Below are 22,762 nucleotides of genomic sequence, written 5' to 3'. Positions count from 1 at the left end.
TGGCTCGGTTCCCGCCCGAGGTGTGCCGCGATGGCTGAATTCTTCATGCTCCCCGATCCGACGTTCATCGGATCGCTCCCCGACTGGACCGACGGCCGCCGCCTGCCGCGCCAGGGCATCGCTCATAGTCTGGTCGATGCGCGCAACCGTACGCTGGCGTTGCTGGCTGCATTTGGCGACACGCAGCGCGGCTGGCAGATCGAGCGCGTGCCGCATCACGCGCCGCCACTGTGGACGCTCGGTCAGCTCGCCTGGTTTGCCGAGTTCTGGTGCCTGCGCGAGCCGCGCCGCAATGGCAGCGACACCGTCGAAGACGGCGCCGGCACCGAATGGGATCTGGCGCGCTGGCAGGCCACGCTGCCCACCGCGCTGGATGGTGCCGACACCTTCTTCGACATGGACCGCATGCCGCCCGACGCCTGCTGGGAGTTGACGCTTCCGGGCATCGCGGCGGTCAAGCAATACGCGCACGACGTGCTCGATCGGGTGTTGCGCAAACTGGCCACGCTCGGCACCGATGACGACGCGGCGCTTGAGCCGTTCCGTTGGGCCGTCTTCCATGAAGACCTGCGCGCCGAGCATCTGCACGGCCTGCTGCAGATACTGGGTCTGCAACCGGCTGGGCAGCCGCCGCTGGCTGCCGTGGCCGTACCAGCCGCGCAGACGCTCTCGCTGTCCGGCGGCCGCTTCCAGATGGGCTGGCCTGACGCAGACGGTTTTGTCTTCGACAACGAATGTCCGCCGCATCACACCTATGTGCCCGCCTTCGAGATCGATGCCCAGCCGGTCACCAACGGCCAGTATTTGGAATTCATCGAAGACCGTGGCTATGACCATCCGCAGTGGTGGTCACCGGCCGGCATGGAGTGGTTGATGATGCAGGAGCGCTCCGCGCCGCTGGGCTGGCAACGTGATCCTGCTACACGCACTTGGCAGGCGCTGCGCTACGGCCAGGCCCGCACGCTCAATCGCGACGAGCCCGTGCGGCACGTGAGCCTATACGAGGTGCAGGCATGGTGCCGCTGGGCCGGCCGTCGTTTGCCCACCGAGGAAGAATGGGAGATGGCCGCCGTGCGGGATCGCGCCGGCTTCCACTGGGGGCAGGTGTGGGAGTGGACCTCATCGCCGTTCGAGCCGTATCCGGATTTCGTGCCGGGTGTGCCGCGCGGCCGGGTGGCGAGCCTGTCGGCACCGCATTTCATGACGATGCAGACCATCCGTGGCGCCGCTGCGCACACGCCGCAGCGCGCGCGCCATCCGCGCTTCCGGGGGTTCCTGCTGCCGGAGCGCGATGACGTCTTCGTCGGCTTCCGGACCTGTGCGCTTTGATCCTGGCGCAGCAAAAGAAAAGGCCCCTTGCGGGGCCATTCTCTTTCTCATTGCGGCGATGCGCGTAGCCGATCAGCGATCGAAGTCGCGCGAGCGGCCCTTGCTGCCGTAGCTGTCGCGGTTGCCGTCACGATTGCCGTAGCTGCTGTTGTTGCGGCGCGGAGCGCCACTGCCATTGCTATCGCCAAAGCGGCTGCTGTTGTTGTCGCCAAAGCGGCGCGGGGCGCCTTCGCGGTTGCCATAGCCTTCGCGATTGCCGTCACGGTTGCCATAACCGCCACCGCCATTGCTATTGCCGTAGCCCCGGTTGCCGTCTTGCGTGCGGGCCGGGCGCTGTTGCCAGTCGCCGCGGTTTTGCTGGCCGTACGATTGGCGCGGGGCCGCATTGTCGCGGTTGCCCCAGTCACGTTGGCCGCCTTGGTAGCCACCGCCATTGCGGTCGCCACGGTCGTCGCGGCGCGGGGCGAAGCCGTCGCGGTCGCCACCGAAGCTGCGCTGGAAGCGGCCTTCGTTGTTGCCACCGTTGCTGCCGTTGCCCTGGCGTGCGGCATAACCGTCACGCTGGCCACGCCAGTTGCCGCCACCGTTGCCACCGCGATAGCCGCCACGGTCGCCACCGGCACGCGGGCCGCCGCTGCGCGGCTTGGGCGAGCGCTTCGGCTCCAAGCCTTCGATGACGCTCGCGTCGATGCGGCGATCCACAAAGCGCTCGATGCGGCGCCATTGGAACGTGTCGTTGTGGTTCACCAGGTTGATGGCGATACCGCTGCGGCCGGCACGGCCCGTGCGGCCGATACGGTGCACGTAGTCTTCAGCCTGCTTGGGCAGGTCGAAGTTGACCACGTGAGTGATGTCGGGCACGTCGATGCCACGCGCGGCCACGTCAGTCGCCACCAGCACGCGCAGGTGGCCGCGGCGCAGTGCCGTCAGCGTACGGTTGCGGGCACCTTGATGCATGTCGCCGTGCAGGGCGCCGGCGGAGAAGCCGGTCTCGGTCAGGCGCTCGGCCAGCGAGTCGGCGTCACGCTTGGTGGCCGTGAAGACGATGGCTTGCTTGAGCGATGAATCGCGCAGCAGGTGGTCCAGCAGTTGCTGCTTGTGCGAGACGTCGTCGGTGAAGTGCAGGCGCTCTTCGATGTTGCTTTGATCGACCTTTGCGGCAGCGATTTCGATGCGTTGCGGGTCGCGCATCATGCGCTCGGCGAGCTGCTCGATGCGGCGGTCCATGGTGGCCGAGAACATCAGCATCTGGCGCGTGGCCGGCGTGGCCCCGACGATGGCTTCGATGTCGTCGGAGAAGCCCATGTCGAGCATGCGGTCGGCTTCGTCGAACACGAGCATGTCGAGCGCAGACAGGTCGATGCGGCCCGAATCAATATGGTCGAGCAGGCGGCCCGGCGTGGCGATGATGATGTCCGGCATGCGTGCCAGCATGTCAAGCTGCTTGGGGTAGGGCATGCCGCCCAGGATGCTCGCGCAGACGATGCGGCGCAGATGGCGACCGTATTGTGCGGTAGCAGTGGTCACTTGCAGGGCCAGTTCGCGCGTGGGTGTGAGCACCAGCAGCGACGGCTTGGCCGGTGCCGGACGCGGGCGGCGGCCCTTCATGCGTTGCGGCGGGCCGTCCATGCGCGGGCGCTGCGGCTCGGGTTGCTCGCTGATGCGCTGGATGGCCGGCAGGATAAAGGCAGCGGTTTTGCCCGAACCGGTTTGGCTCGTGACCAGCAGGTCGCGGCCCGACAAGCAGGCCGGAATGGCTTGTGCCTGCACCGGCGTCGGGGTGGTGTAGTTCACTTCGCCCAGCGCGCGGACGATGCGATCGTCCAGGCCGAGTGCAGCAAAAGCGCTGGCAGCGGTGGCGGCGTTGGCGATCAGTGCGTCGGAATTGGTGGTGTCGGATTCAGCGTGCGCAATCGCACCGCCGTCCAGTTGAGGCTGTGTCATGTCGAATAGGTAGTAAGGCTGCCGCGCCGACCACATCAACGGATGCGAGCGACGGAAATGGGATACGGCGACCGGTTAATTACGGGCGTCGGCGCCAATCGGATAAGGCCGGTTCGACAGACGGGGCTGCAAAACGGACAAGGCGGGGAATGGGCCGGCCTCGCGCTGAATCGATCAGCGAGGTGGGGCGGCGGTCCCTTCGGCGTGATGTGAATCCACGCGGGAGATCGGAGACGATGCCAAGCACAATGGCAATCGGCTGCGCATGCTTTTGGGGCGGAATCGAGAGCGATGGGCACCGGGATCGACAATGTAGCGAAACCGGCACATCGGCCAACCGCAATGGGAGCAGTAAACAGCCAAGCGGCGGACTATAGCACGACTTTTTGCAGTGCGTCAAAGAGCAAATGCAACGGGTTGCCGGAACGGGAGTTCGGCCTATACTCGAAACACCGGCCAATCACGGTCGGCAAGGGGCGGATGATGGAATTCCCGATGGCCTTCTCCAACCTATACCTGTTGCTCGCCGTCTGCGTGGCGGGCGTGATCGGACTGGCGTCCGCGCCACTGGTGATTCGAGGTACACGGGTAGGGATCCGTGTGCTGCTGACCATCATCGGGGTGCTGATCGGGCTGCTCGTGCTCGAAGCGCTGCCGGTGTTGACCTAGATGTCCCCGGGCCATCCGCAGCCATAGGCCCGCCCGTGTGTGGCGGGCCTTGTTGTTTCTAGCGCGGGAAAAACGAAAGCCAGGCGATGTGCCTGGCTTTGTCATGTGTGCTGGTCCCGCCGACAGGAATCGAACCTGTATCTCACGCTTAGGAGGCGCGTGCACTATCCATTGTGCTACGGCGAGTGACCTGCTTCGGGTGACGCGGAAGGCCGCCCGAGCGAGCGGCGATTCTACGCAATTTGCGCAGGCAAGGCCAGACTGCCTAGGCGCTCGCGGCCTTTCCCGACGCGGCTTCGACGGCCAGCGCTTCACGCCGGAAGCCCCGCGAGGCTGCGTGGTAGAACGGCCGCGGACAGAACTGCCTCGCCACGAACGAGGCCAGAAGGGTCGCGGCGAGTAAATGAAACATCATGTTCTGGCTGCGCGTCATTTCCATGACGATCACGCTGGCGGTGATGGGCGCCTGCGTGGCCGCCGCCAGGAATGCCGCCATCGATACGAGCACCAGCACGCGCTCGTCGGCCAGCCCCGCCGTGAGTTGCCACAGATGCTGTCCCAGCCCCGCGCCGATCGCCAGTGACGGCGTGAAGATCCCGCCTGGGATGCCGGCAAAATACGACGCAACAGTTGCCGCCAGCTTCGACACGCCAAACCAATGCGTCTCGATCGGGTGGCCGTTGAGCAGGGCGTCGGCCTGACTGTAGCCGGTGCCATAGGTGTCGCCATGCGTAGCTGCGCCGATGCAGGCGATGACGATGCCGCAGCCGAAGGACGTCCACACAGGATAGCGCTGCACGCGCTGGCCGATGGCCGCAGGCAGCAGGCCCGAGACGCCACCCAGCAACAGTTTGGCGAACAGCCCGCCGAATACGCCGCAGACCAGCGCCGCAACCACGATCCAGGGCCACCCCTGGCGCAGGAACAGGATGGGCTCGCGCACCAGGAAATACGGGTTGTTGCCGACCACCGCCAGGGAGAGGAAACCCGACGCCAGTACGCCGGCCAGCACCAGACGGTCCCAACGCAGCGCGGCGCCTTTGCCGAGTTCTTCGATGGCAAACACCACGCCGGCCAGCGGTGTATTGAAGGCGGCAGCCAAGCCGCCAGCGGCGCCGGCCGTGAGCAGGGCCTGCGCATGGAAACCAACGCGCACGCCGGCACGATGCTGCCACCAATGGCCCCACGCCAGCATGGCCGCTGCGCCCACCTGCACAGATGGCCCCTCGCGCCCGACGGATGCGCCCAGGAACAGCGCTACCGCTGTCAGGCCGATCTTCCATAGCGCTTGTGGAAACGACACCAGCGTCGTCTGCGCCATCCCGAACGGCGGCAGATGCTGCGTGGCGATCACCTGCGGAATGCCGCTGCCGCGCGCTTGCGGAGCCAGGCGCAGTGTCAGCCAGCGCAGAGCGGCCAGCCCGGGTGGCAGCAGGATGAAGGCCGCCCATGCATAGTGCGCGTGCAGGGCGCGCTGCCAGGCAAGCGCGGTATCGGCCACCCACGAGAACACCAGCGAAAACACTGCTACCCCCATCGCACCCGCGAGGAAGATCGTGAACCGCAGCCCGTTGCGCGACATGCGGGAGGTTTGGCGAAGCTTGCGTTCGACGGCGCGCAGCAGGCGCTCGCGTAGCGTGGCAAATGAGAAGGGGGAGGGGGCGTCACTCATGGGAGGCAGGGTTGGCCTGATGCTCGGGCCATTATCCGAAATGCGTGAAGCGATGATGATGGCATGGGTTTTGTGGGGTGCGCCCCACAATTTCGGTGCGATTTCGGCGGGGCAAACGCTAAATCTAACGAACGATCGGTCAATGAATCAGATTTAAGTATTACGAACTTTGCACGATCGTTCGTGGAAGTTATGCTTCTTCACTCATTCAAGATTCATCCGAGACACCTTTAGACGACCAACATGTTGACATCCGAAGAGCGGGACGATCCGTGGACGGTGGAGTCGTCGCTGGAAGGCCTGCTGCCGAAGCATCGGTCCGGGGCGCCCGATCGCCCGATCTACTTTCGTCATACCGACACCCCTGACGGCCACGTCATCAAGCAGTTTCCGGACGGCTCGCGTCAGCTGGTGCGCTTTGTCGGCCTCGAAGAGCAGGTCGTCAAGCATTTCCTGTAGTGCTGCCTCCCCGCATGTGACGTATGACATGCAGCATTGTGTTTCCTGAAGATGCACTGAGCTGGTGAACGTCCTATCATTCGCCAATATTTACGTAAGCGATTGATAAGTTCATGGGAAGTATGCAAGGGTTCGAGCCGGCCAAGCCTCCGGCTCGCAATGATCAGATCCGGACACAGTCGGCTGTTGTGCCGCCGGCCATCGATATGGTGGTGCCTTGGCCGGTACATGAATGGTCGCCGGCTGTCACGGCAAACGAAGCTGGGGCCATCCGTGCCGCGCTTGAACGCGGCAACGTGCTGCATTTTCCCGCGCTGGGTTTCCAGTTGGACGCCCGCGAGCAGCGCTTTCTCGATGCCCGCTGGTCCGACGGCAAGACAAAGAACATCAACCTGCGCGCCAACGAGTCCACCGTGCGCGGCGCGGTAGGCGCGCCTGCGGATCTGCGTGATCTCGCCACGCTCATTCGCCGCTATGCCGATGCGGCCGAGCGCCTCATCCTCGCACTGTTTCCCGACTACGGCCCGCACCTCAAGCGTGCTGGCACCTCACTGCGCCCCGCCGAAATCGCCGGCCGGCCGGTGAGCTGGCGCAAGGACGACACGCGCCTGCACGTCGATGCGTTTCCGTCGAATCCACTGCTCGGCCAGCGTCTCTTGCGCGTGTTTCATAACGTCGATCCGGATGCGCCGCGCGTCTGGCGCATCGGCGAGCCGTTTGCGGACTTCGCGCAGCGCTTCGTGCCGAAGACGCGCGGCATGCTGCCGGGCCAGTCCTGGCTGATGCACAAGCTGCACATCACCAAGCGTCTGCGCTCGGAATATGACCACCGCATGCTGCAATTGCACGATCTGGCCAAGGCCGACCTGCAATATCAGCGCAGCGCGCCGCAGCAGACCTTCGAGTTCCCGCCCGGCTCAACCTGGGTGGTGTTCAGCGATCAGGCGCTGCATGCGGCCATGCGCGGCCACGCGATGATGGAGCAGACCTTCTACCTGGCCCCGGCCGCCATTGCCGACCGTACGCACTCGCCGGAGGCCGTACTCTCTCGTCTGCTCGGCAAGCCGATGCTGCCGTCGCAGCGTTGATCGCGCAATGAAAAACGCCGCCGTGCAAGGCGGCGGCGTTGGGTGTTCAGCGACCCTGCTCAGTCGGCGACCTTGTCGCTCGGGTACTTGAAAGAGTCGCGCAGCAGGAAGCTCATCGGAATGTCGAGCTTCGCGCCGTTGGGCGGAATCGGCTGCTGAAACCACTTCTTGTAGAGCTTCTCGGCTTCATAGTCGAGGATGATATTGGTCATCGCGCGGTCGACCACGCGCTTGAACTCGGCGTCGCTCTTGCTGAGCATGATCGCGTACGGCTCGATCGTCAGCATGTCGCCGACCACGGTGTAGTCGCCCGGGGTCTTGGCGTTGGCGCGGAAGCCGTAGAGCAGCACGTCGTCCATGGCAAAGGCATCGGCCTTGCCGGCCTCGACCATCGCGAAGGCCTCGCCGTGGTCCTTCGCCTCGATGATGTTCATGCCCAGCACGCGCGTGTCGTTCACCTTGTGCAGCTCGGTGATGTTGGTGGTGCCCTTGGTCGAAACCACGGTCTTGCCGCGCAGGTCGTCCCACTTGCGGATGCCCGACGACGTCTTGACGATCATCCGGCTGCCCGCGATGTAGTGCGGGATGGTGAAAGCCACCTTCTCGCGGCGCTCGCGCGTGTTGGTGGTCGAGCCGCACTCGAGTTCAGCCTTGCCTTCGGCAATGGTCGGGATGCGCGACGACGACGTCACCATCACGTATTGCACCTTCAGGTCGGGCCGCTTGAGTTCGGTGCGCAGCTTGTCGATCACGCGCAGGCAAAGATCCATCGCATAGCCGACGGGCTTCTTGTCGGCATCGTAGAACGAGAAGGGCACGGAGCTTTCACGATGGGCGATGCGCACGACGCCAGTGTCGCGGATGCGGTCGAGAACCGGCGAGGAAGAGGCCAGGGCGGCGCCCGGCGCAAGAATGGATAGCGAGATAGAGAGCAGCGCTGCCGTCGGCAGCGTGCGCTTGAAGTACAACATGGTTGTATCCCCCGGGAAGAATCGGCGGCCCGCTTTATCGTTATGCCCGGCTCGTGACCGGAGGGCCTGCCGCATGATACGGCGCGATGGCGCAACGCGCAGGTATGCGATTCCGCTGTGTTGTAAGCAGGCTGCAAGACTGGATTCAATGCTCTAAAAATCGGTTTGCGCCGAGTTGCCTTGCAGTGGTGCGTCGCGCACACATGGCGTGCGAAATCGACACCGCGCCGACTGTCGACTTGGTGCGGCCGACCCGTGCGCGGTGCGCCGTGCGCATGCTTGACGCGGCATGCGTTGTTGCGGTGCAAAGCCGCGTGGGGCTTGGCGTTACGCGTTTTTCCCTACCGGGTTTGTCCTGACTGCCAGAGATTGAAAAGCGGCGCTATGCTCCGCACATGTCTTGTTCGCAAGGCATCGAGGAGAGACTCTTCCGGCCCGCCGAAAGCGGGCCGTTTTCTTTTGCGCGGCCGCCTTGGCGCGTCGCCTGTTCAGCTTTGGTTCGGCAGCACGTTGCCTGGCTGAGACGACTGCCGTGGCCAGTTCGAGAACGCAAAGATCCACAGCGCGACCAGGTTTACCAGCGGCACCAGCACCAGCAGCGTCCACCATTGCGAAAAGCCGGTCCGCAGCAAGACCTGCCGCACCGGAATGCCTACCACGATCAAGATGATCAACAGCCCGAACAGTCCGCGCATTGGTTTCCCCTTTGGCTAGTGATGTGGATGGAAGCCGCCTGGAAAAGCGCACGCAGCGGCACAAGCGTTATAGCACCCGCGCGCGCAAGTGCAATGACACGGGCCTCCGGCCCCGAGGCGACTACAATACGCGCCTCCCGGCCGCGTGCGGCCCGTCTTCTTTCTTGATCCGGCATGGCCCTGTTTTCCATTACCGATGCGCAACTGGCGTTCGGCCACGTGGCGTTGCTCGACCACACCGATTTCTCGCTGGAGGCTGGCGAGCGCGTCGGTCTGATTGGCCGCAACGGCACAGGCAAGTCGTCGCTCCTGAAGATCGTGGCGGGCGCCACCGCCCCAGACGACGGGCTGATCGCCCGCCAGAGCGGCGTCACCTCTGCCTACGTGCCGCAGGAGCCGGTGTTCGACCCGGACCAGACGGTGGCTGAAGCTGTCGCCATGGGTGTGCCGCATGCCGCGGGGCTGCTCGCGGAATATGAGGCGCTTGTCACGTCGATGGGCGATTCGCATGACGAAGCCGCGCTGCACCGGCTGCATGCATTGCAAGCGCAATTGGAAGCCGCCGATGCCTGGCAATTGCGCACGCGCGTGGAAACAACCATCGCCCAGCTTGGCCTGCAGCCGGGCACGCGCATCGGTTCGCTGTCAGGCGGCCTGACCAAGCGCGTGGCGTTGGCGCAGGCGTTGGTGGGTGCGCCCGACATCCTGCTGCTGGATGAGCCGACCAACCACCTCGATTACGACTCCATCCGCTGGCTCGAAGATTTGCTGCTGGCCTTCCGCGGCAGCGTGCTGTTCATCACGCACGATCGCGCGTTCCTGGACCGTGTGGCCACGCGCATTATCGAACTCGATCGCGGCAAGCTGCGTTCGTACCCCGGCAACTTCACGGCGTATCAGACGCGCAAGGCGCAGGAGCTGGAGGCCGAAGCGCTGGAAAATGCCCGCTTCGACAAGCTGCTCGCGCAGGAAGAAGTGTGGATCCGCAAGGGTGTGGAAGCGCGCCGCACACGCAGTGTCGGCCGCGTTGCGCGGCTGGAACAGATGCGCGTGGAGCGCCAGGCGCGCCGCGAGGTGCAGGGCAACGTCAAGCTGGAGGTCTCGCAGGGTGACCGCTCCGGCAAGATCGTCGCCGAGTTGATCGACGTGACCAAGTGCTATGGCGACAAGACCGTCGTCGATCATTTTTCCGCCACCATCCTGCGTGGCGACAAGGTGGGCATTCTTGGCGCCAACGGCGTCGGCAAGACGACATTGCTCAAGCTGATCCTTGGCGAGCTGCCGCCCGATTCGGGCACGGTGCGCAACGGCACGAACCTGCAGGTCGCGTATTTCGACCAGATGCGCGCGCAGCTCGATCTCAACCGCTCGCTGGCCGACACCATCAGCCCCGGCAGCGACTGGATCGAGGTGAACGGCCAGCGCAAGCACGTGATGAGCTACCTGGGCGACTTCCTGTTCCCGCCCGAGCGGGCGCGCTCGCCGGTGGCATCGCTCTCGGGCGGTGAGCGCAACCGGCTGCTGCTGGCGCGCCTGTTTGCCCGCCCGGCCAACGTGCTGGTGCTCGACGAGCCGACCAACGATCTGGACATCGACACGCTGGAACTGCTGGAAGAACTGCTACAGGAATACAGCGGTACGGTGTTCCTGGTGTCGCACGACCGCGCCTTCGTCGACAACGTCGTCACCTCGGTCATTGCCGCAGAGGGCGAGGGCCGCTGGCGCGAGTACGTGGGCGGGTTCTCCGATTGGCAGACGCAGTCGGCACGCTCCGCGCAGATTGCGCAGGCCGCCAAGCCCGTCGCGGAGGAGAAGAAGGCCGAAGCCGCCCGCCCGCGCGAGCGCGCCACGGTCAAGCTCAGCTACAAGGAGCAGCGCGAGCTGGACGCATTGCCCGCGCGCATCGAGGCGCTGGAGACCGAGCAGAAGCAGGTCGGCGCCGAGCTGGAAGACGGCACGATCTACGGCCGCGACCCGGAACGCGCCCAGAATCTGGCCGAGCGCCACGAGGCGATCGAGCTGGAATTGCTGGAGGCGCTGGAGCGCTGGGAAGCGCTCGAAGCCAAGCGCGCCGGCACGGCATGAAGCCTCGGTAGTCCGTCCATATGTCAGCGGGATGTCGACCGCGCGTCGCATCCCAAGGCTAACAATCCCTCCGCATTTGTAAGGACAGCTTCCTTTACAATGCGCGCTGCATTCCCGACACGCAGGGACAGACCCTGCGCCGGCCAGTTTTTCCGCCTTCCATGAGCAAAACCTCCCAATACAGCGAATCGTCGATCAAGGTCCTCAAGGGCCTGGAACCGGTCAAGCAACGGCCGGGTATGTACACGCGCACCGACAACCCGCTGCACATCGTGCAGGAAGTGATCGACAACGCCGCCGACGAGGCGCTGGGCGGCTACGGCAAGCTGATTGCCGTCACGCTGTACAAGGACGGCAGCGTGAGCGTGGAAGACGAGGCGCGCGGCATTCCCGTCGGCATTCACCCGGAAGAGGGTGTGCCGGTGGTCGAGATCGTCTTCACGCGCCTGCACGCGGGTGGCAAGTTCGACAAGGGGCGCGGCGGCGCCTATGCGTTCTCCGGCGGCCTGCACGGCGTGGGCGTGTCGGTGACGAACGCGCTGTCGACGCGGATGGAAGTGACGGTCTGGCGTGATGGCAATGTGTCGACGCTCACGTTTTCCGGCGGCGACGTCATCGAGAAGCTGACCACGCGCAAGGCCGAGCGCGGCGAGAAGAAGAACGGCACGCGCGTGCGCGTGTGGCCCGACGCCAAGTATTTCGATTCCGAGAACATCCCGCAGGCCGAGCTGCAGCGCTTGTTGCGCAGCAAGGCCGTGCTGCTGCCGGGCGTGAAGGTCGCGCTCACGCTGGAAAAATCCGGCGAGACGCTTGAATGGCAATACGACCAGGGCCTGCGTGGTTACCTGGTCGAATCGCTCGCGCAGGGCAGCGGCGCCGAGCCGGTGATCCCCCTGTTCGAGGGCGAGCACTTTGCCGACCCGGACAAGCCGGGCGAAGAAGGTTTTGCCTTTGGCGAAGGCGCCTCGTGGGTGGTGGCCTGGACAGAAGAGGGCTCGCCGGTGCGCGAGTCGTACGTCAACCTGATCCCGACGCCGGCCGGCGGCACACATGAATCCGGTCTGCGCGAAGGCCTGTTCCAGGCCGTCAAGAGCTTCGTCGAGATGCACGCGCTGCTGCCCAAGGGCGTCAAGCTGATGTCCGAAGACGTGTTTGCGCGCGCGTCGTTCGTGCTGTCGGCCAAGGTGCTCGACCCGCAATTCCAGGGTCAGATCAAGGAGCGCCTGAACAGCCGCGATGCGGTGCGGCTGGTGTCCACCTTCAGCCGCCCGGCGCTGGAACTGTGGCTGAACCAGCATGTCGAGCACGGCAAGAAACTGGCCGAACTCGTCATCAAGCAGGCGCAGGCGCGCACGCGCGCGGCGCAGAAGGTCGAGAAGAAGAAGGGCTCCGGCGTGGCCGTGCTGCCCGGCAAGCTGACCGATTGCGAGTCCGACGACGTGACCCGCAACGAACTCTTCCTGGTGGAGGGCGACTCCGCAGGCGGCTCGGCCAAGATGGGCCGCGACAAGGAATTCCAGGCCATCCTGCCGCTGCGCGGCAAGGTGCTCAACACGTGGGAAACCGAGCGCGACCGCCTGTTCGCCAACAACGAAGTGCATGACATTGCGGTCGCCATTGGCGTGGACCCGCACGGCCCAATGGACAGCATCGACCTCTCCGGCCTGCGCTACGGCAAGATCTGCATTCTGTCGGACGCCGACGTGGACGGCGCGCACATCCAGGTGCTGCTGCTCACGTTGTTCTTCAAGCACTTCCCGCAGTTGATTGAACGCGGGAACGTATGCGTGGCGCGTCCGCCGCTGTATCGTGTCGATGCGCCGGCGCGCGGCAAGAAGCCCGCGCAGAAGCTCTACGCGTTGGACGACGGCGAGCTGGAAGCCATCGAAGACAAGCTGCGCAAGGACGGCGTGAAAGACGGCGCCTGGCAGATCTCCCGCTTCAAGGGCCTGGGCGAAATGAGCGCCGAACAGCTCTGGGAAACCACCATGAACCCCGATACGCGCCGCCTGCTGCCCGTGTCGCTGGGCGAACTGGACCAGGAGCAGACCGTGGGCATGATGAACATGCTGATGGGCAAGGGCGAAGCCGGCGCGCGTCGCACGTGGCTGGAAGCGCGCGGTAACGAAGTCGAAGCCGATATCTGATATCCAACCAATCACAATGAAGCTGTTCCGACGTCTCGCTTATGTGCTCACGGCGCTGGCCCTGCTAGCCAGCCAGCCCGCGCGTGCGGACGTCTACGGCTACATCGACGAGAACGGCCTTGCGCACTTTGCCGCCGAGCGTCTGGATGATCGCTACGTGCTGTTCATGAAGGGTGCGGCAGTGGCCGGCGGTTCCGACGATAAGGGCGATGGCGCCATCGCGCTGCCAGCCACCGAGTTGCCGGACGTCGATGCCTACATCAACGCAACCAGGCGCGATGCGCTGGACAACACGGGCATGCGCCAGCGCCTGGTGCGCGCGGTGCTGCAGCACCCGAACGTACCGACGGTCGATCCGCTGATCCGCCAAGCCGCGGGCAAGCACGGTATTGATCCGGCATTCGTGAAGGCAGTGATTGCCGCCGAATCGGGCTTCAACCCCCAGGCCGTGTCGCCCAAGGGCGCAATCGGGCTGATGCAGGTGATTCCGCAAACCGGCGAACGCTACGGCGTGACCGGCGACGCGCGCCGTACGACTGCGCAGAAGCTGGCCGACCCGAAGACGAACATTGCCACGGGCGTGCGCTACCTGAGCGATCTGCTGCGCATGTTCTCGGGCAATCTTGAACTCGTGCTCGCCGCTTACAACGCGGGCGAGGGCGCGGTCAAGAAGCACGGCAACGACATTCCGCCCTATGCCGAAACGCAGAACTACGTGAAGACGGTCCTGCAGTTCTACCGTTACTACAATCCGCTGGCCGCCGTGCCGGGTTTGATGAACGCGAGCGCCAACGGCGCCATGGTCACGCGCAAGCCCGGCCGCACAGGACGGCCCGCCCGCATCGAACTCGTACTGGACCCGGCCACCGGTGTGGCCAAGAACGACCAACAACATTGATCCTGGCGGCGCCGCAATCCATGCGCGCCGCCTTCGCTTGAGCTTCCATGGAACAACAAGACATCCTCTTCGACCCCAGCGAGCCGGCCGAAGCGCTCACCCTTGGGCACTACGCCGAGCGCGCCTACCTCGACTATGCCGTGAGCGTGGTCAAGGGCCGCGCCTTGCCCGAAGTGGCCGACGGCCAGAAGCCGGTGCAGCGCCGCATCCTGTTTGCGATGCACGAGATGGGCCTGCGCGCCGACGCCAAGCCGGTCAAGTCGGCCCGCGTGGTGGGTGACGTACTCGGCAAATACCACCCGCACGGCGATCAATCGGCGTATGACGCGCTGGTGCGCCTGGCGCAGGATTTCTCGCTGCGTTATCCGCTGATCGACGGCCAGGGCAACTTCGGCTCGCGCGACGGTGATGGCGCGGCGGCCATGCGCTACACGGAAGCGCGCCTGACGCCCATCTCGCGCCTGTTGCTTGAAGAGCTGGATCAGGGCACGGCCGATTTCGTCCCCAACTATGACGGCTCGATGGACGAGCCCAAGCTGCTGCCGGCGCGTCTGCCGTTCGTGCTGCTCAATGGCGCGTCGGGCATCGCGGTGGGTATGGCGACCGAGATTCCGTCGCACAACCTGCGCGAAGTGGCCACCGCCGCCGTGGCGCTGATCCGCGACGACAAGCTCACCAGCACCGATCTGATGCAGTACATGCCGGGGCCAGATTTCCCGGGCGGCGGGCAGATCATCTCGTCGGCAACCGACATTGCGCAGGTGTACGAAACCGGCCGCGGCAGCCTGAAGGTGCGCGCGCGCTGGAAGATCGAAGAACTCGCGCGCGGCCAGTGGCAACTGGTCGTCAATGAATTGCCCCCCAACACCTCGTCGCAGAAGGTGTTGGAAGAGATTGAAGAGCTGACGAACCCGAAGGTGCGCACGGGCAAGAAGTCGCTGTCGCCGGATCAGCTTCAGATGAAGCAGACCATGCTCGGCTTGCTGGATGCCGTGCGCGACGAGTCCGGCAAGGATGCGCCGGTGCGCCTCGTGTTCGAGCCCAAGAGCAAGAACATCGACCAGCAGGAATTTGCCAACTCGCTGCTGGCGCATACGTCGCTGGAATCGGGCGCGGCCATCAACCTGGTGATGATCGGCATGGATGGCCGGCCGCGCCAGAAGGGCCTGGCCGAAATCCTGCGCGAGTGGATCGCCTACCGCTTCGCCACGGTCACGCGCCGCACGCGCCATCGTCTGGGCAAGGTCGAAGACCGTATCCATATCCTCGAAGGCCGGCAGATGGTGCTGCTACGCATCGAGGAGGTGATCCGCATCATTCGCGAGAGCGATGAGCCCAAGGCCGCGCTGATCCAGGCCTTCAACCTGACTGACCGTCAGGCCGAGGACATCCTGGAAATCCGCCTGCGCCAACTTGCGCGCCTGGAAGCCATCAAGATTGAGCAGGAGCTGAAGAACCTGCGCGAAGAACAGGGCGAGTTGGACGTGCTGCTGAAGTCCGAGACCATGATGCGCCGTCGCATCATCAAGGAGATCGAGACCGATGCCAAACAATACGGCGACGACCGCCGCACCTTCATCCAGGAAGAGCGCCGTGCCGCCGCCGAGGTGAAGGTGATCGACGAACCCGTCACGGTAATCGTTTCGCAGAAGGGCTGGGTGCGTACGCGTCAAGGCCACGGCCACGACGCGACGCAATTCGGCTTCAAGGCGGGCGATATGCTGTACGACACCTTCGAGTGCCGCACGACGGACGCGCTGCTGATCTTCGGCACGCGCGACGACAAGGGCACGGGCCGTGTGTATTCCGTGGCCGTGGCCAACCTGCCTGGCGGCCGTGGTGACGGCGTGCCGCTGACCACGTTGATCGAGCTGGCGCCGGGTACGCACATTGCGCACACCTTCGCAGGCCATGCCGAGCAGAACCTCGTCATCTCCACGCAAGGTGGCAACGGCTTCCTGGCCAAGGTGGGCGACATGGTTGGCCGCCAGAAGGCAGGCAAGGCGTTCCTGACGCTGGACGAAGGCGACCAGCCCAACAAGCCCGCTCCGGTGCCGGCTGACGCGTATGGCGTGGCGTGTCTGTCGGAAGGCGGCCGCATGCTGCTGTTCCAGATCAGCGAGTTGAAGACGCTCGCCAGCGGTGGCCGTGGCGTGATCCTGATGGAGCTGGAGAAGAATGAAACGCTGCTTCAGGCGGTGGCCTTTGGCGCAGCGGGCTTTGTGCTCTCGGGCACCGGCCCACGCGGCGGCAAGGCGGTCGAACAGACCCTGACGACCCGCGCGCAAGAGCCGTACGCCGGTAAGCGCGCACGCAAGGGCAAGACGCTGGAACCCAAGCTGCGCGATCCGAAGCTGTCGCTGCCCAAGCCCGCACCGGAAGCCGCCTGAACCGATGAGCGACCTGAGCGTCGAGCCCGAAGCCAATGCCGCCGACCGTGCGGCAAACGTTCCCTCATGCAGCAAACTCTTCACCGAGTTTGCGCGCATGGGCCTGTCGGGTTTTGGCGGCGTGCTGCCGTTTGCACGCGCCGGCATTGTCGACCGCAATGGCTGGCTCTCCAACGCAGAGTTTGCAGAACTGCTGAGCCTCGGCCAGGTGCTGCCCGGCCCAAATGTCGTCAACCTTTCGGTGATGCTCGGCTACCGTTATCACGGCGTGCGCGGGGCGGCCGCAGCGATGAGCGGCCTGGTGCTGGTGCCGGCGGTGCTGCTGTTGCTGATCGTGATGCTGTACGACCACTTCAGCACGTTGTCGCTCGTGCAGAACCTGCTCAAGGGCATGGCAGCGGTGGCGGCGGGGCTGGTGCTCTCAACGGCCGTCAAGCTGACGCAGGGCCAGTCGCGCACGTGGCGCGCCGTCGGCGTCGGCCTGGCGGTGTTCCTGGCGATCGGCGTGCTGCAATGGCCGCTGCTGCCGGTGATGCTGGTGCTGATTCCGCTCGCGCTCGTGCTGGAATGGAGAGCGATGCGATGAGCAGCTATCTGACCACGGTATTCGACCTGTTCTGGCACTTCCTGGTGCTGTCGTTTCTCGCCATCGGCGGGGCCAGCTCGACGCTGCCCGATATGCACCGCTTCCTGGTCGATACGCGCCACTACATGACCAGCGAGCAACTGAGCGCCATGTACGCTATCTCGCAGGCCGCGCCGGGGCCGAACGTGCTCTTTGTGGAGCTGTTCGGTTGGCAGGCGGCGGGGCTGGGTGGTGCGGTTGCGTCATTGGTCGGCATCTGCGGGCCATCGTGCGTGATTGCGGTCGTGATCGCGCGCGTCATGCATCGGGCGCCGGATGCGCGCTGGGTCACGCTGGTCCGCCGTGGCCTGGCGCCGCTGACCATCGGCCTGATGTTCGCCACCGGCTGGGTGCTGACGCGCGGTGCAGACCACAGCGCCGGCACGATCATGCTGACTGTGGCAACGGTGCTGGCCTGCACCCTGACACGCGTACACCCGCTGCTGCTGGTGGGGCTGGGCGCGCTGGTGGGCGGCTTGGGCTGGGTGTAGCCGCCCAACGCCCACACCAACAATCCACGCCGACAAAGTCCCCAGTCTGATGCGCCCATAGGCGGCGCATGCCGGCCGCCATCTTCCGGCAGTTCCGTATGCGCGCCGCTCTCGACGATGCGGCGGCCGTCAAGCACCACCCAAGGCGAACCACGTTCGCCTTTTTCTTTGGGGGCGACCCAGAAGAAGTCTGACCCTCGTCACGGCCATGCGCGAGATCTCGGGAATACCCCAATACATCTGTCAATGTATATACAACACTATGCGCATCTGCGCGATGTTGTCTGTACGGAGAACAATGGTTGCCGGACGACACCACGCCGCTTTGCTGCCGACGGGCGCGCTGTCGCGGGCTTGATCCGCGACGCGCTGGTACGGAAGCGGACGAAGATCCGCTTGCCATCGCTACGGCCCCCCGGGGGGGCGATCTCGCTTATATGGACAGGAGACAGATTGAAACACCTCCAACGCAACCTGCGCGCGCGGCATATCCGCTTTCTCGCGCTCGGCTCGGCTATCGGCACGGGCCTGTTCTATGGGTCTGCATCGGCCATCCAGTTGGCCGGACCGGCTGTGATTCTCGCGTACATCATTGGCGGCGCCGCCGTCTACATGGTCATGCGTGCGCTTGGCGAAATGGCGGTGCGGGAGCCGGTCTCCGGCTCTTTCGGACGCTACGCGCGTGACAACCTCGGGCCGCTCGCCGGCTTTCTCACGGGGTGGACCTACATCCTCGAAATGGTGATCGTCTGTCTCGCGGACGTGACCGCCTTCGGCATCTACATGGGCTTCTGGTTTCCCGATGTGCCGCAATGGATCTGGGTGCTCGGCATTGTCATGCTGATCTGCGGCCTGAACCTGTGCAACGTCAAGGTGTTCGGCGAAATGGAATTCTGGCTCGCGCTGGTCAAGATTCTTGCGATCGGCGCCATGATCATCGGCGGCACCGCCATCCTGTTCCTTGGCGTCACGATGAACGGCGAGCACGCACCCGGCTTGAGCAACCTGTGGGCGCACGGCGGCTTCCTGCCGCACGGCGTCGGCGGGCTCGTTGCCTCGCTGGCCGTCGTGATGTTTGCCTATGGCGGCGTCGAGATCATCGGCATCACTGGCGGTGAAGCGCAGAACCCGGAGAAGGTGATCCCGAAGGCGATCAACGCTGTGCCGGCGCGCATCCTGCTGTTCTACGTGCTGACGATGTGCGTGCTGATGGCGATCTTCCCGTGGACCGGCATCGGCAGCCAGGGCAGCCCGTTCGTGCAGATCTTCTCCGGTCTCGGCATCAAGTCTGCCGCGGCGATCCTTAACCTGATCGTCATCTCGGCGGCCATCTCGGCCATCAACAGCAACATCTTCGGCGCAGGCCGCATGATGTACGGCATGGCCGAGCAGGGCCAGGCGCCGCGCATCTTCGCCGCGACGTCCCGCCACGGCGTGCCCTGGGTCACGGTGCTGGCCATGGCCGGAGCCCTGCTTGGCGGCGTGGTGCTGAACTACCTGATTCCCGAGAACGTCTTCCTGATCATCGCGTCCATCGCAACCTTCGCGACTGTCTGGGTGTGGCTGATGATCCTGCTGTCGCAGGTGGCCATGCGTCGCCGCCTGTCGGCCGACGAAGTGCGTGCGCTCAAGTTCAAGGTGCCGCTGTGGCCCGTCGGGCCGGCACTCGCCATCGCCTTCATGCTGTTCGTGATCGGGGTGCTGGGCTACATGGAAGACACCCGCGTGGCGCTGTACGTTGGCGCAGGCTGGGTGCTGCTTATGTCGGCAGCGTGGTATGTGTGCGTGAAACCGAACGCAGCAGGCGTCCTGGCTGAAGAGGCGCGCGGGGCATGAGCCCGGCGCATTGACGCCAGGGCCATCACAGCGCCGCGACGGCGCCAAAAAAAGAAGCACGATTCCCAGAGGCAACCCCATGTCGAACCACACCTCCGCGCCGTCGTATGGCGGCCGTGCCGGCGCGCACACCACGGCGCAGGCGCAACCGCTGTCCCGTACGCGCGCCATTGCGGCCATCACCATCGGCAACGGTCTGGAGTTCTATGACTTCGTGGTCTACAGCTTCTTCGCCACGCTCATCGGGCGGCTGTACTTCCCGGTCGGCAACGCGACCGGCCAGTTGCTGATGTCCTTCGCCACATTTGGCGTGGGTTTCCTGATGCGTCCGCTCGGCGGCCTGCTGATCGGTATGTACGCCGACCGCGCAGGCCGCAAGCCCGCCGTGGCGCTTACGCTGTGGCTGATGGGCATCTCGTCGCTGATCTTCGTCGTCACGCCGACCTACGCCCAGATTGGTATCGTCGCGCCGATGCTGGTTGTGCTCGCGCGGCTCGTGCAGGGCTTTGCCATCGGTGGAGAGATGGGCGCTTCCACCGCGCTGCTGCTCGAATACGCGAATGATCGCTCGCGTGGCTTCTATACGAGCTGGCAGCCGTTCAGCCAGGGGCTGGCAGCACTGTTCGGCGCGCTGGTCGGCCTGCTGCTGAGCAATCTGCTCGCGCCGGCAGCGCTGGAGTCGTGGGGCTGGCGGCTCGCATTCGTGATCGGCATTCTCGTCATCCCGGTCGGCCTGGTCATCCGCCGCCGTCTTGAGGAAACCGCCGCGCCGCCGAGCACGCGCGAAGCCGACGCAACACTGCCGCTCCTGCGCGAACACCGCCGTGCGCTGGTGGCGAGCATTCTGCTGATGATCGGCGTGGCCTCGTCCACGTACATCATCGTGTACTACCTCAGCAACTACGCCGTGAGCGTGCTGCACATGCCGCTGTCGCTGGGCATCTGGGCGGCGTGCATTGCGGCGCTGGTGCAGGTGGTGCTGTCGCCGTTTGCGGGCCGGCTGGCGGACCGCGTCGGGCGTCGCAGGGTGGTGCTGTGGTCTCGCGTTGCACTGCTGGCGATGGTCTATCCGGCCTTCGCCCTCATCAACGCAGACCCTTCGCTCCCCCGATTGCTGATCGTGGTCGGTTGTCTGTCGGTGCCGATGTCGATGACCTCGCCGGCATCGATGGTGCTCGTCAGCGAGGTGCTGCCGCAGCGGCTGCGGGCCACGGGGCTGTCGATCGCCTACTGCGTTGCCATCGCCATCTTCGGCGGTTTCGCGCAGTTCTTCTCGACCGAGCTGATCCACCTCACGGGCAATGCAAACGCGCCCGCCTTCTACGTGATCGGCTGCGGGCTGGTCTCGCTGATCGGGCTGGCGATGGTGCCCGAGACGCTCGGCCGGCGCCTGTCGTAACGCTCAGTCCACACCAACGAAGCCGCCGGTCTGGTGCGCCCATAGCCGCGCATACAGGCCGCCGTGTTCCAGCAGCTCCGCGTGCGTGCCGCTCTCCACGATGCGGCCACCGTCGAGCACCACCAGCCGGTCCATGCGCGCAATGGTCGACAGGCGGTGCGCAATCGCAATCACGGTCTTGCCCTGCATCAGCGTTTCCAGGCTTTCCTGGATGGCGGCTTCCACTTCCGAATCGAGCGCCGAGGTGGCTTCGTCCAGGATCAGGATCGGCGCATCCTTGAGCAGCACGCGGGCAATGGCAATGCGCTGGCGCTGGCCGCCAGAGAGCTTCACGCCGCGCTCGCCCACCAGCGCATCGAAACCGCGTCGCCCGTGTGAGTCGGACAGGTGCGGGATGAACTCGTCAGCCCGCGCACGCCGCACGGCTTCCATCAACTCCGCCACGGTGCTATCGGGCTTGCCGTAGCGCAGGTTGTCACGGATGGAGCGGTGCAGCAGCGACGTATCCTGCGTGACCATGCCGATCTGCGCGCGCAGGCTTTCCTGCGTGACGGCAGTGATGTCTTGACCGTCGACCAGGATGCGGCCGCGCTCGACGTCGTACAGGCGCAGCAGCAGATTGACCAGCGTCGACTTGCCCGCGCCCGATGGGCCGACCAGGCCGATACGCTCGCCGGGGCGCACCACGAGGTCCAGCCCTTCGATCACGCCACTGCCCTTGCCGTAGTGAAAGCCCACCTGCTCGAAGCGCACCTCACCGCGCGCGACGTGCAGCGGCTGCGCGTCCGGGCGGTCGGTCACGGTGCGCGGTACGGCAATGGTCTGCATGCCGTCCTGCACCTGCCCGACGTTTTCGAAGATGCCGTTGACCACCCACATGATCCAGCCGGACATGTTGTTGATGCGGATCACCAGTCCCGTGGTCAGCGCGATGGTGCCGGCGCTCACCCGGCCCTGACTCCACAGCCACAGGGCCAGGGCCGTGGTGCCGGCAATCAGCAAGCCGTTCATGGTGGTGATGGTGAAATCCATGATGCTGATCATGCGGCCGGACAGGCGCGTCTTCTCGGTCTGCTCAGCCATGGCGTCGCGCGCGTAGGTTTCTTCGTGCTGCGTGTGGGCGAACAGCTTGAGCGTCGTGATGTTGGTGTAGCCGTCGACAATGCGGCCCATCAGCTTGGAGCGTGCCTCGGTGGCAACGACCGAGCGCGCCTTCACGCGTGGCACGAAGTAGCTCATGGCGATCACGTAGCACGCAATCCATAGCAGCAGCGGCACCATCAGGCGCCAGTCGGCCTGCGCAAACAGCACCAGCGCACTGATCGCGTAGATCACCACGTGCCAGATGGCATCCACTGCCTGCACGGCAGAATCGCGCAGCGAAAAGCCGGTCTGCATGATGCGCTGGGCGATGCGGCCGGCAAAGTCGTTCTGGAAGAACGTCAGGCTCTGCTTGAGCACGTAGCGGTGGTTTTGCCAGCGGATCAGGTTCGACAGGTTCGGGTTGATGACCTGGTGCACCAGCACGTCATGCAGGCCAAAGACGGCCGGGCGCGCAATCAGCGCGACGAAGGCCATCCACAGCAATTCGTTGCGGTGGCGTGCGAAGAAATCCGTGCTGGGCGTGCTCTGGGCCAGGTCGACCAGGCGCCCGAGGAAGTCGAACAGCGCCACCTCGATCAACGCCCCCAGCAGCCCCACCACCAGCAGGAACACGAAGACGCCGCGCACTTCGCGCAGGAAGTAGGCGTAGAAGCGCCAGACTTCGCCCGGAGGCTGGCTGTCGGGCAGATGGCGGAACGGGTCGATCAGCTTTTCGAGGCGGCGCAGCGGCATGTCGGGTCGGGCGGGGGCGGTGCCCCGGAACGGGACGCGCGAAGGCGGAGAGCACGCATGATACGCGCGCGAAACAACCCGTGCCTGAGGGCGGGCATTCCGAGCTCGGAGTTCGACGTGCGGAGCTTTTTTCTCGGTGGTCCGAGCTCGGAACCCGGTGTATCGAGCCTTTTTCTCGGCAATCCGAGTTCAGAGCTCGGCGAGCGGGGGAGTGTCAGGATTTCCGTG

The 22,762-nt window shown here is 65.1% G+C and carries 17 protein-coding genes and 1 tRNA gene; 12 read left to right on the top strand and 6 right to left on the bottom strand.

The window, feature by feature from the left end:
• The first annotated feature begins 30 nt into the window (after positions 1–30).
• Positions 31–1,329 (top strand): ergothioneine biosynthesis protein EgtB, encoded by a 1,299-nt coding sequence (locus tag B4F51_RS07180; RefSeq protein ID WP_296224407.1) that lies wholly within the window; start codon positions 31–33, stop codon positions 1,327–1,329.
• 72 nt (positions 1,330–1,401) lie between these two features.
• Here B4F51_RS07180 and B4F51_RS07175 read toward each other — a convergent pair whose 3' ends face one another.
• The gene (locus B4F51_RS07175) at positions 1,402–3,273 is read right to left on the bottom strand and encodes a DEAD/DEAH box helicase (protein ID WP_296224406.1); all 1,872 of its coding nucleotides are present in this window, start codon (positions 3,271–3,273) and stop codon (positions 1,402–1,404) included.
• 480 nt (positions 3,274–3,753) lie between these two features.
• On the opposite strand from B4F51_RS07175, the gene B4F51_RS07170 reads away from it, so the two are divergent.
• Positions 3,754–3,942 (top strand): hypothetical protein, encoded by a 189-nt coding sequence (locus tag B4F51_RS07170; RefSeq protein WP_349676276.1) that lies wholly within the window; start codon positions 3,754–3,756, stop codon positions 3,940–3,942.
• A gap of 111 nt (positions 3,943–4,053) precedes the next feature.
• Here B4F51_RS07170 and B4F51_RS07165 read toward each other — a convergent pair.
• A tRNA-Arg gene (locus B4F51_RS07165) sits at positions 4,054–4,128 on the bottom strand.
• A 79-nt stretch (positions 4,129–4,207) separates the two neighbouring features.
• Positions 4,208–5,635, bottom strand: a complete 1,428-nt coding sequence (locus B4F51_RS07160; protein WP_414706710.1) for a chloride channel protein — start codon at positions 5,633–5,635, stop codon at positions 4,208–4,210.
• A gap of 222 nt (positions 5,636–5,857) precedes the next feature.
• Between B4F51_RS07160 and B4F51_RS07155 the strand changes: the two genes are divergently transcribed.
• Together B4F51_RS07155 and B4F51_RS07150 are read left to right on the top strand one after the other, a co-directional pair.
• On the top strand, positions 5,858–6,073 hold the full coding sequence (locus B4F51_RS07155; protein WP_296224403.1) for a hypothetical protein: 216 nt from the start codon (positions 5,858–5,860) through the stop codon (positions 6,071–6,073).
• 113 nt (positions 6,074–6,186) lie between these two features.
• Positions 6,187–7,161 (top strand): Kdo hydroxylase family protein, encoded by a 975-nt coding sequence (locus B4F51_RS07150; RefSeq protein ID WP_296224402.1) that lies wholly within the window; start codon positions 6,187–6,189, stop codon positions 7,159–7,161.
• 59 nt (positions 7,162–7,220) lie between these two features.
• Here the strand turns inward: B4F51_RS07150 and B4F51_RS07145 are convergent, their stop codons facing one another.
• On the bottom strand, positions 7,221–8,132 hold the full coding sequence (locus B4F51_RS07145) for an amino acid ABC transporter substrate-binding protein (RefSeq protein ID WP_296224401.1): 912 nt from the start codon (positions 8,130–8,132) through the stop codon (positions 7,221–7,223).
• Between the two features lie 488 nt (positions 8,133–8,620).
• The gene (locus tag B4F51_RS07140) at positions 8,621–8,827 is read right to left on the bottom strand and encodes a hypothetical protein (protein WP_296224400.1); all 207 of its coding nucleotides are present in this window, start codon (positions 8,825–8,827) and stop codon (positions 8,621–8,623) included.
• Between the two features lie 174 nt (positions 8,828–9,001).
• Between B4F51_RS07140 and B4F51_RS07135 the strand changes: the two genes are divergently transcribed.
• The 8 genes from B4F51_RS07135 (at position 9,002) to B4F51_RS07100 (ending at position 20,698) form a co-directional block, all read left to right on the top strand.
• Positions 9,002–10,912, top strand: a complete 1,911-nt coding sequence (locus tag B4F51_RS07135; RefSeq protein ID WP_296224399.1) for an ATP-binding cassette domain-containing protein — start codon at positions 9,002–9,004, stop codon at positions 10,910–10,912.
• Positions 10,913–11,073: 161 nt separating this feature from the next.
• Complete coding sequence (locus B4F51_RS07130) at positions 11,074–13,059, top strand: DNA topoisomerase IV subunit B (protein ID WP_296224398.1); 1,986 nt, start codon at positions 11,074–11,076, stop codon at positions 13,057–13,059.
• 16 nt (positions 13,060–13,075) lie between these two features.
• The gene (locus B4F51_RS07125; RefSeq protein ID WP_296224397.1) at positions 13,076–13,957 is read left to right on the top strand and encodes a lytic transglycosylase domain-containing protein; all 882 of its coding nucleotides are present in this window, start codon (positions 13,076–13,078) and stop codon (positions 13,955–13,957) included.
• 47 nt (positions 13,958–14,004) lie between these two features.
• Positions 14,005–16,347: a DNA topoisomerase IV subunit A gene (gene parC / locus B4F51_RS07120; RefSeq protein WP_296224396.1), complete on the top strand. Its 2,343-nt coding sequence runs from the start codon at positions 14,005–14,007 to the stop codon at positions 16,345–16,347.
• Between the two features lie 4 nt (positions 16,348–16,351).
• Positions 16,352–16,933 (top strand): chromate transporter, encoded by a 582-nt coding sequence (locus B4F51_RS07115; protein WP_296224395.1) that lies wholly within the window; start codon positions 16,352–16,354, stop codon positions 16,931–16,933.
• Positions 16,915–17,463, top strand: coding sequence for a chromate transporter (locus B4F51_RS07110; RefSeq protein WP_296224394.1), 549 nt, complete (start codon positions 16,915–16,917; stop codon positions 17,461–17,463). Before B4F51_RS07115 ends, B4F51_RS07110 begins: the two co-directional genes overlap by 19 nt.
• 453 nt (positions 17,464–17,916) lie before the next feature.
• Positions 17,917–19,299, top strand: coding sequence for an amino acid permease (locus B4F51_RS07105; protein WP_296224393.1), 1,383 nt, complete (start codon positions 17,917–17,919; stop codon positions 19,297–19,299).
• 79 nt (positions 19,300–19,378) lie between these two features.
• Positions 19,379–20,698: an MFS transporter gene (locus tag B4F51_RS07100; protein WP_296224392.1), complete on the top strand. Its 1,320-nt coding sequence runs from the start codon at positions 19,379–19,381 to the stop codon at positions 20,696–20,698.
• A gap of 3 nt (positions 20,699–20,701) precedes the next feature.
• Here B4F51_RS07100 and B4F51_RS07095 read toward each other — a convergent pair whose 3' ends face one another.
• Complete coding sequence (locus B4F51_RS07095) at positions 20,702–22,534, bottom strand: ABC transporter ATP-binding protein (protein ID WP_296224391.1); 1,833 nt, start codon at positions 22,532–22,534, stop codon at positions 20,702–20,704.
• Positions 22,535–22,762: the final 228 nt, after the last annotated feature.

It is taken from the genome of Ralstonia sp. UBA689, from assembly GCF_002298975.1.
In the GTDB taxonomy this organism is placed as follows: domain Bacteria; phylum Pseudomonadota; class Gammaproteobacteria; order Burkholderiales; family Burkholderiaceae; genus Ralstonia.
This window is presented reverse-complemented; position numbering and strand designations above follow the sequence as displayed.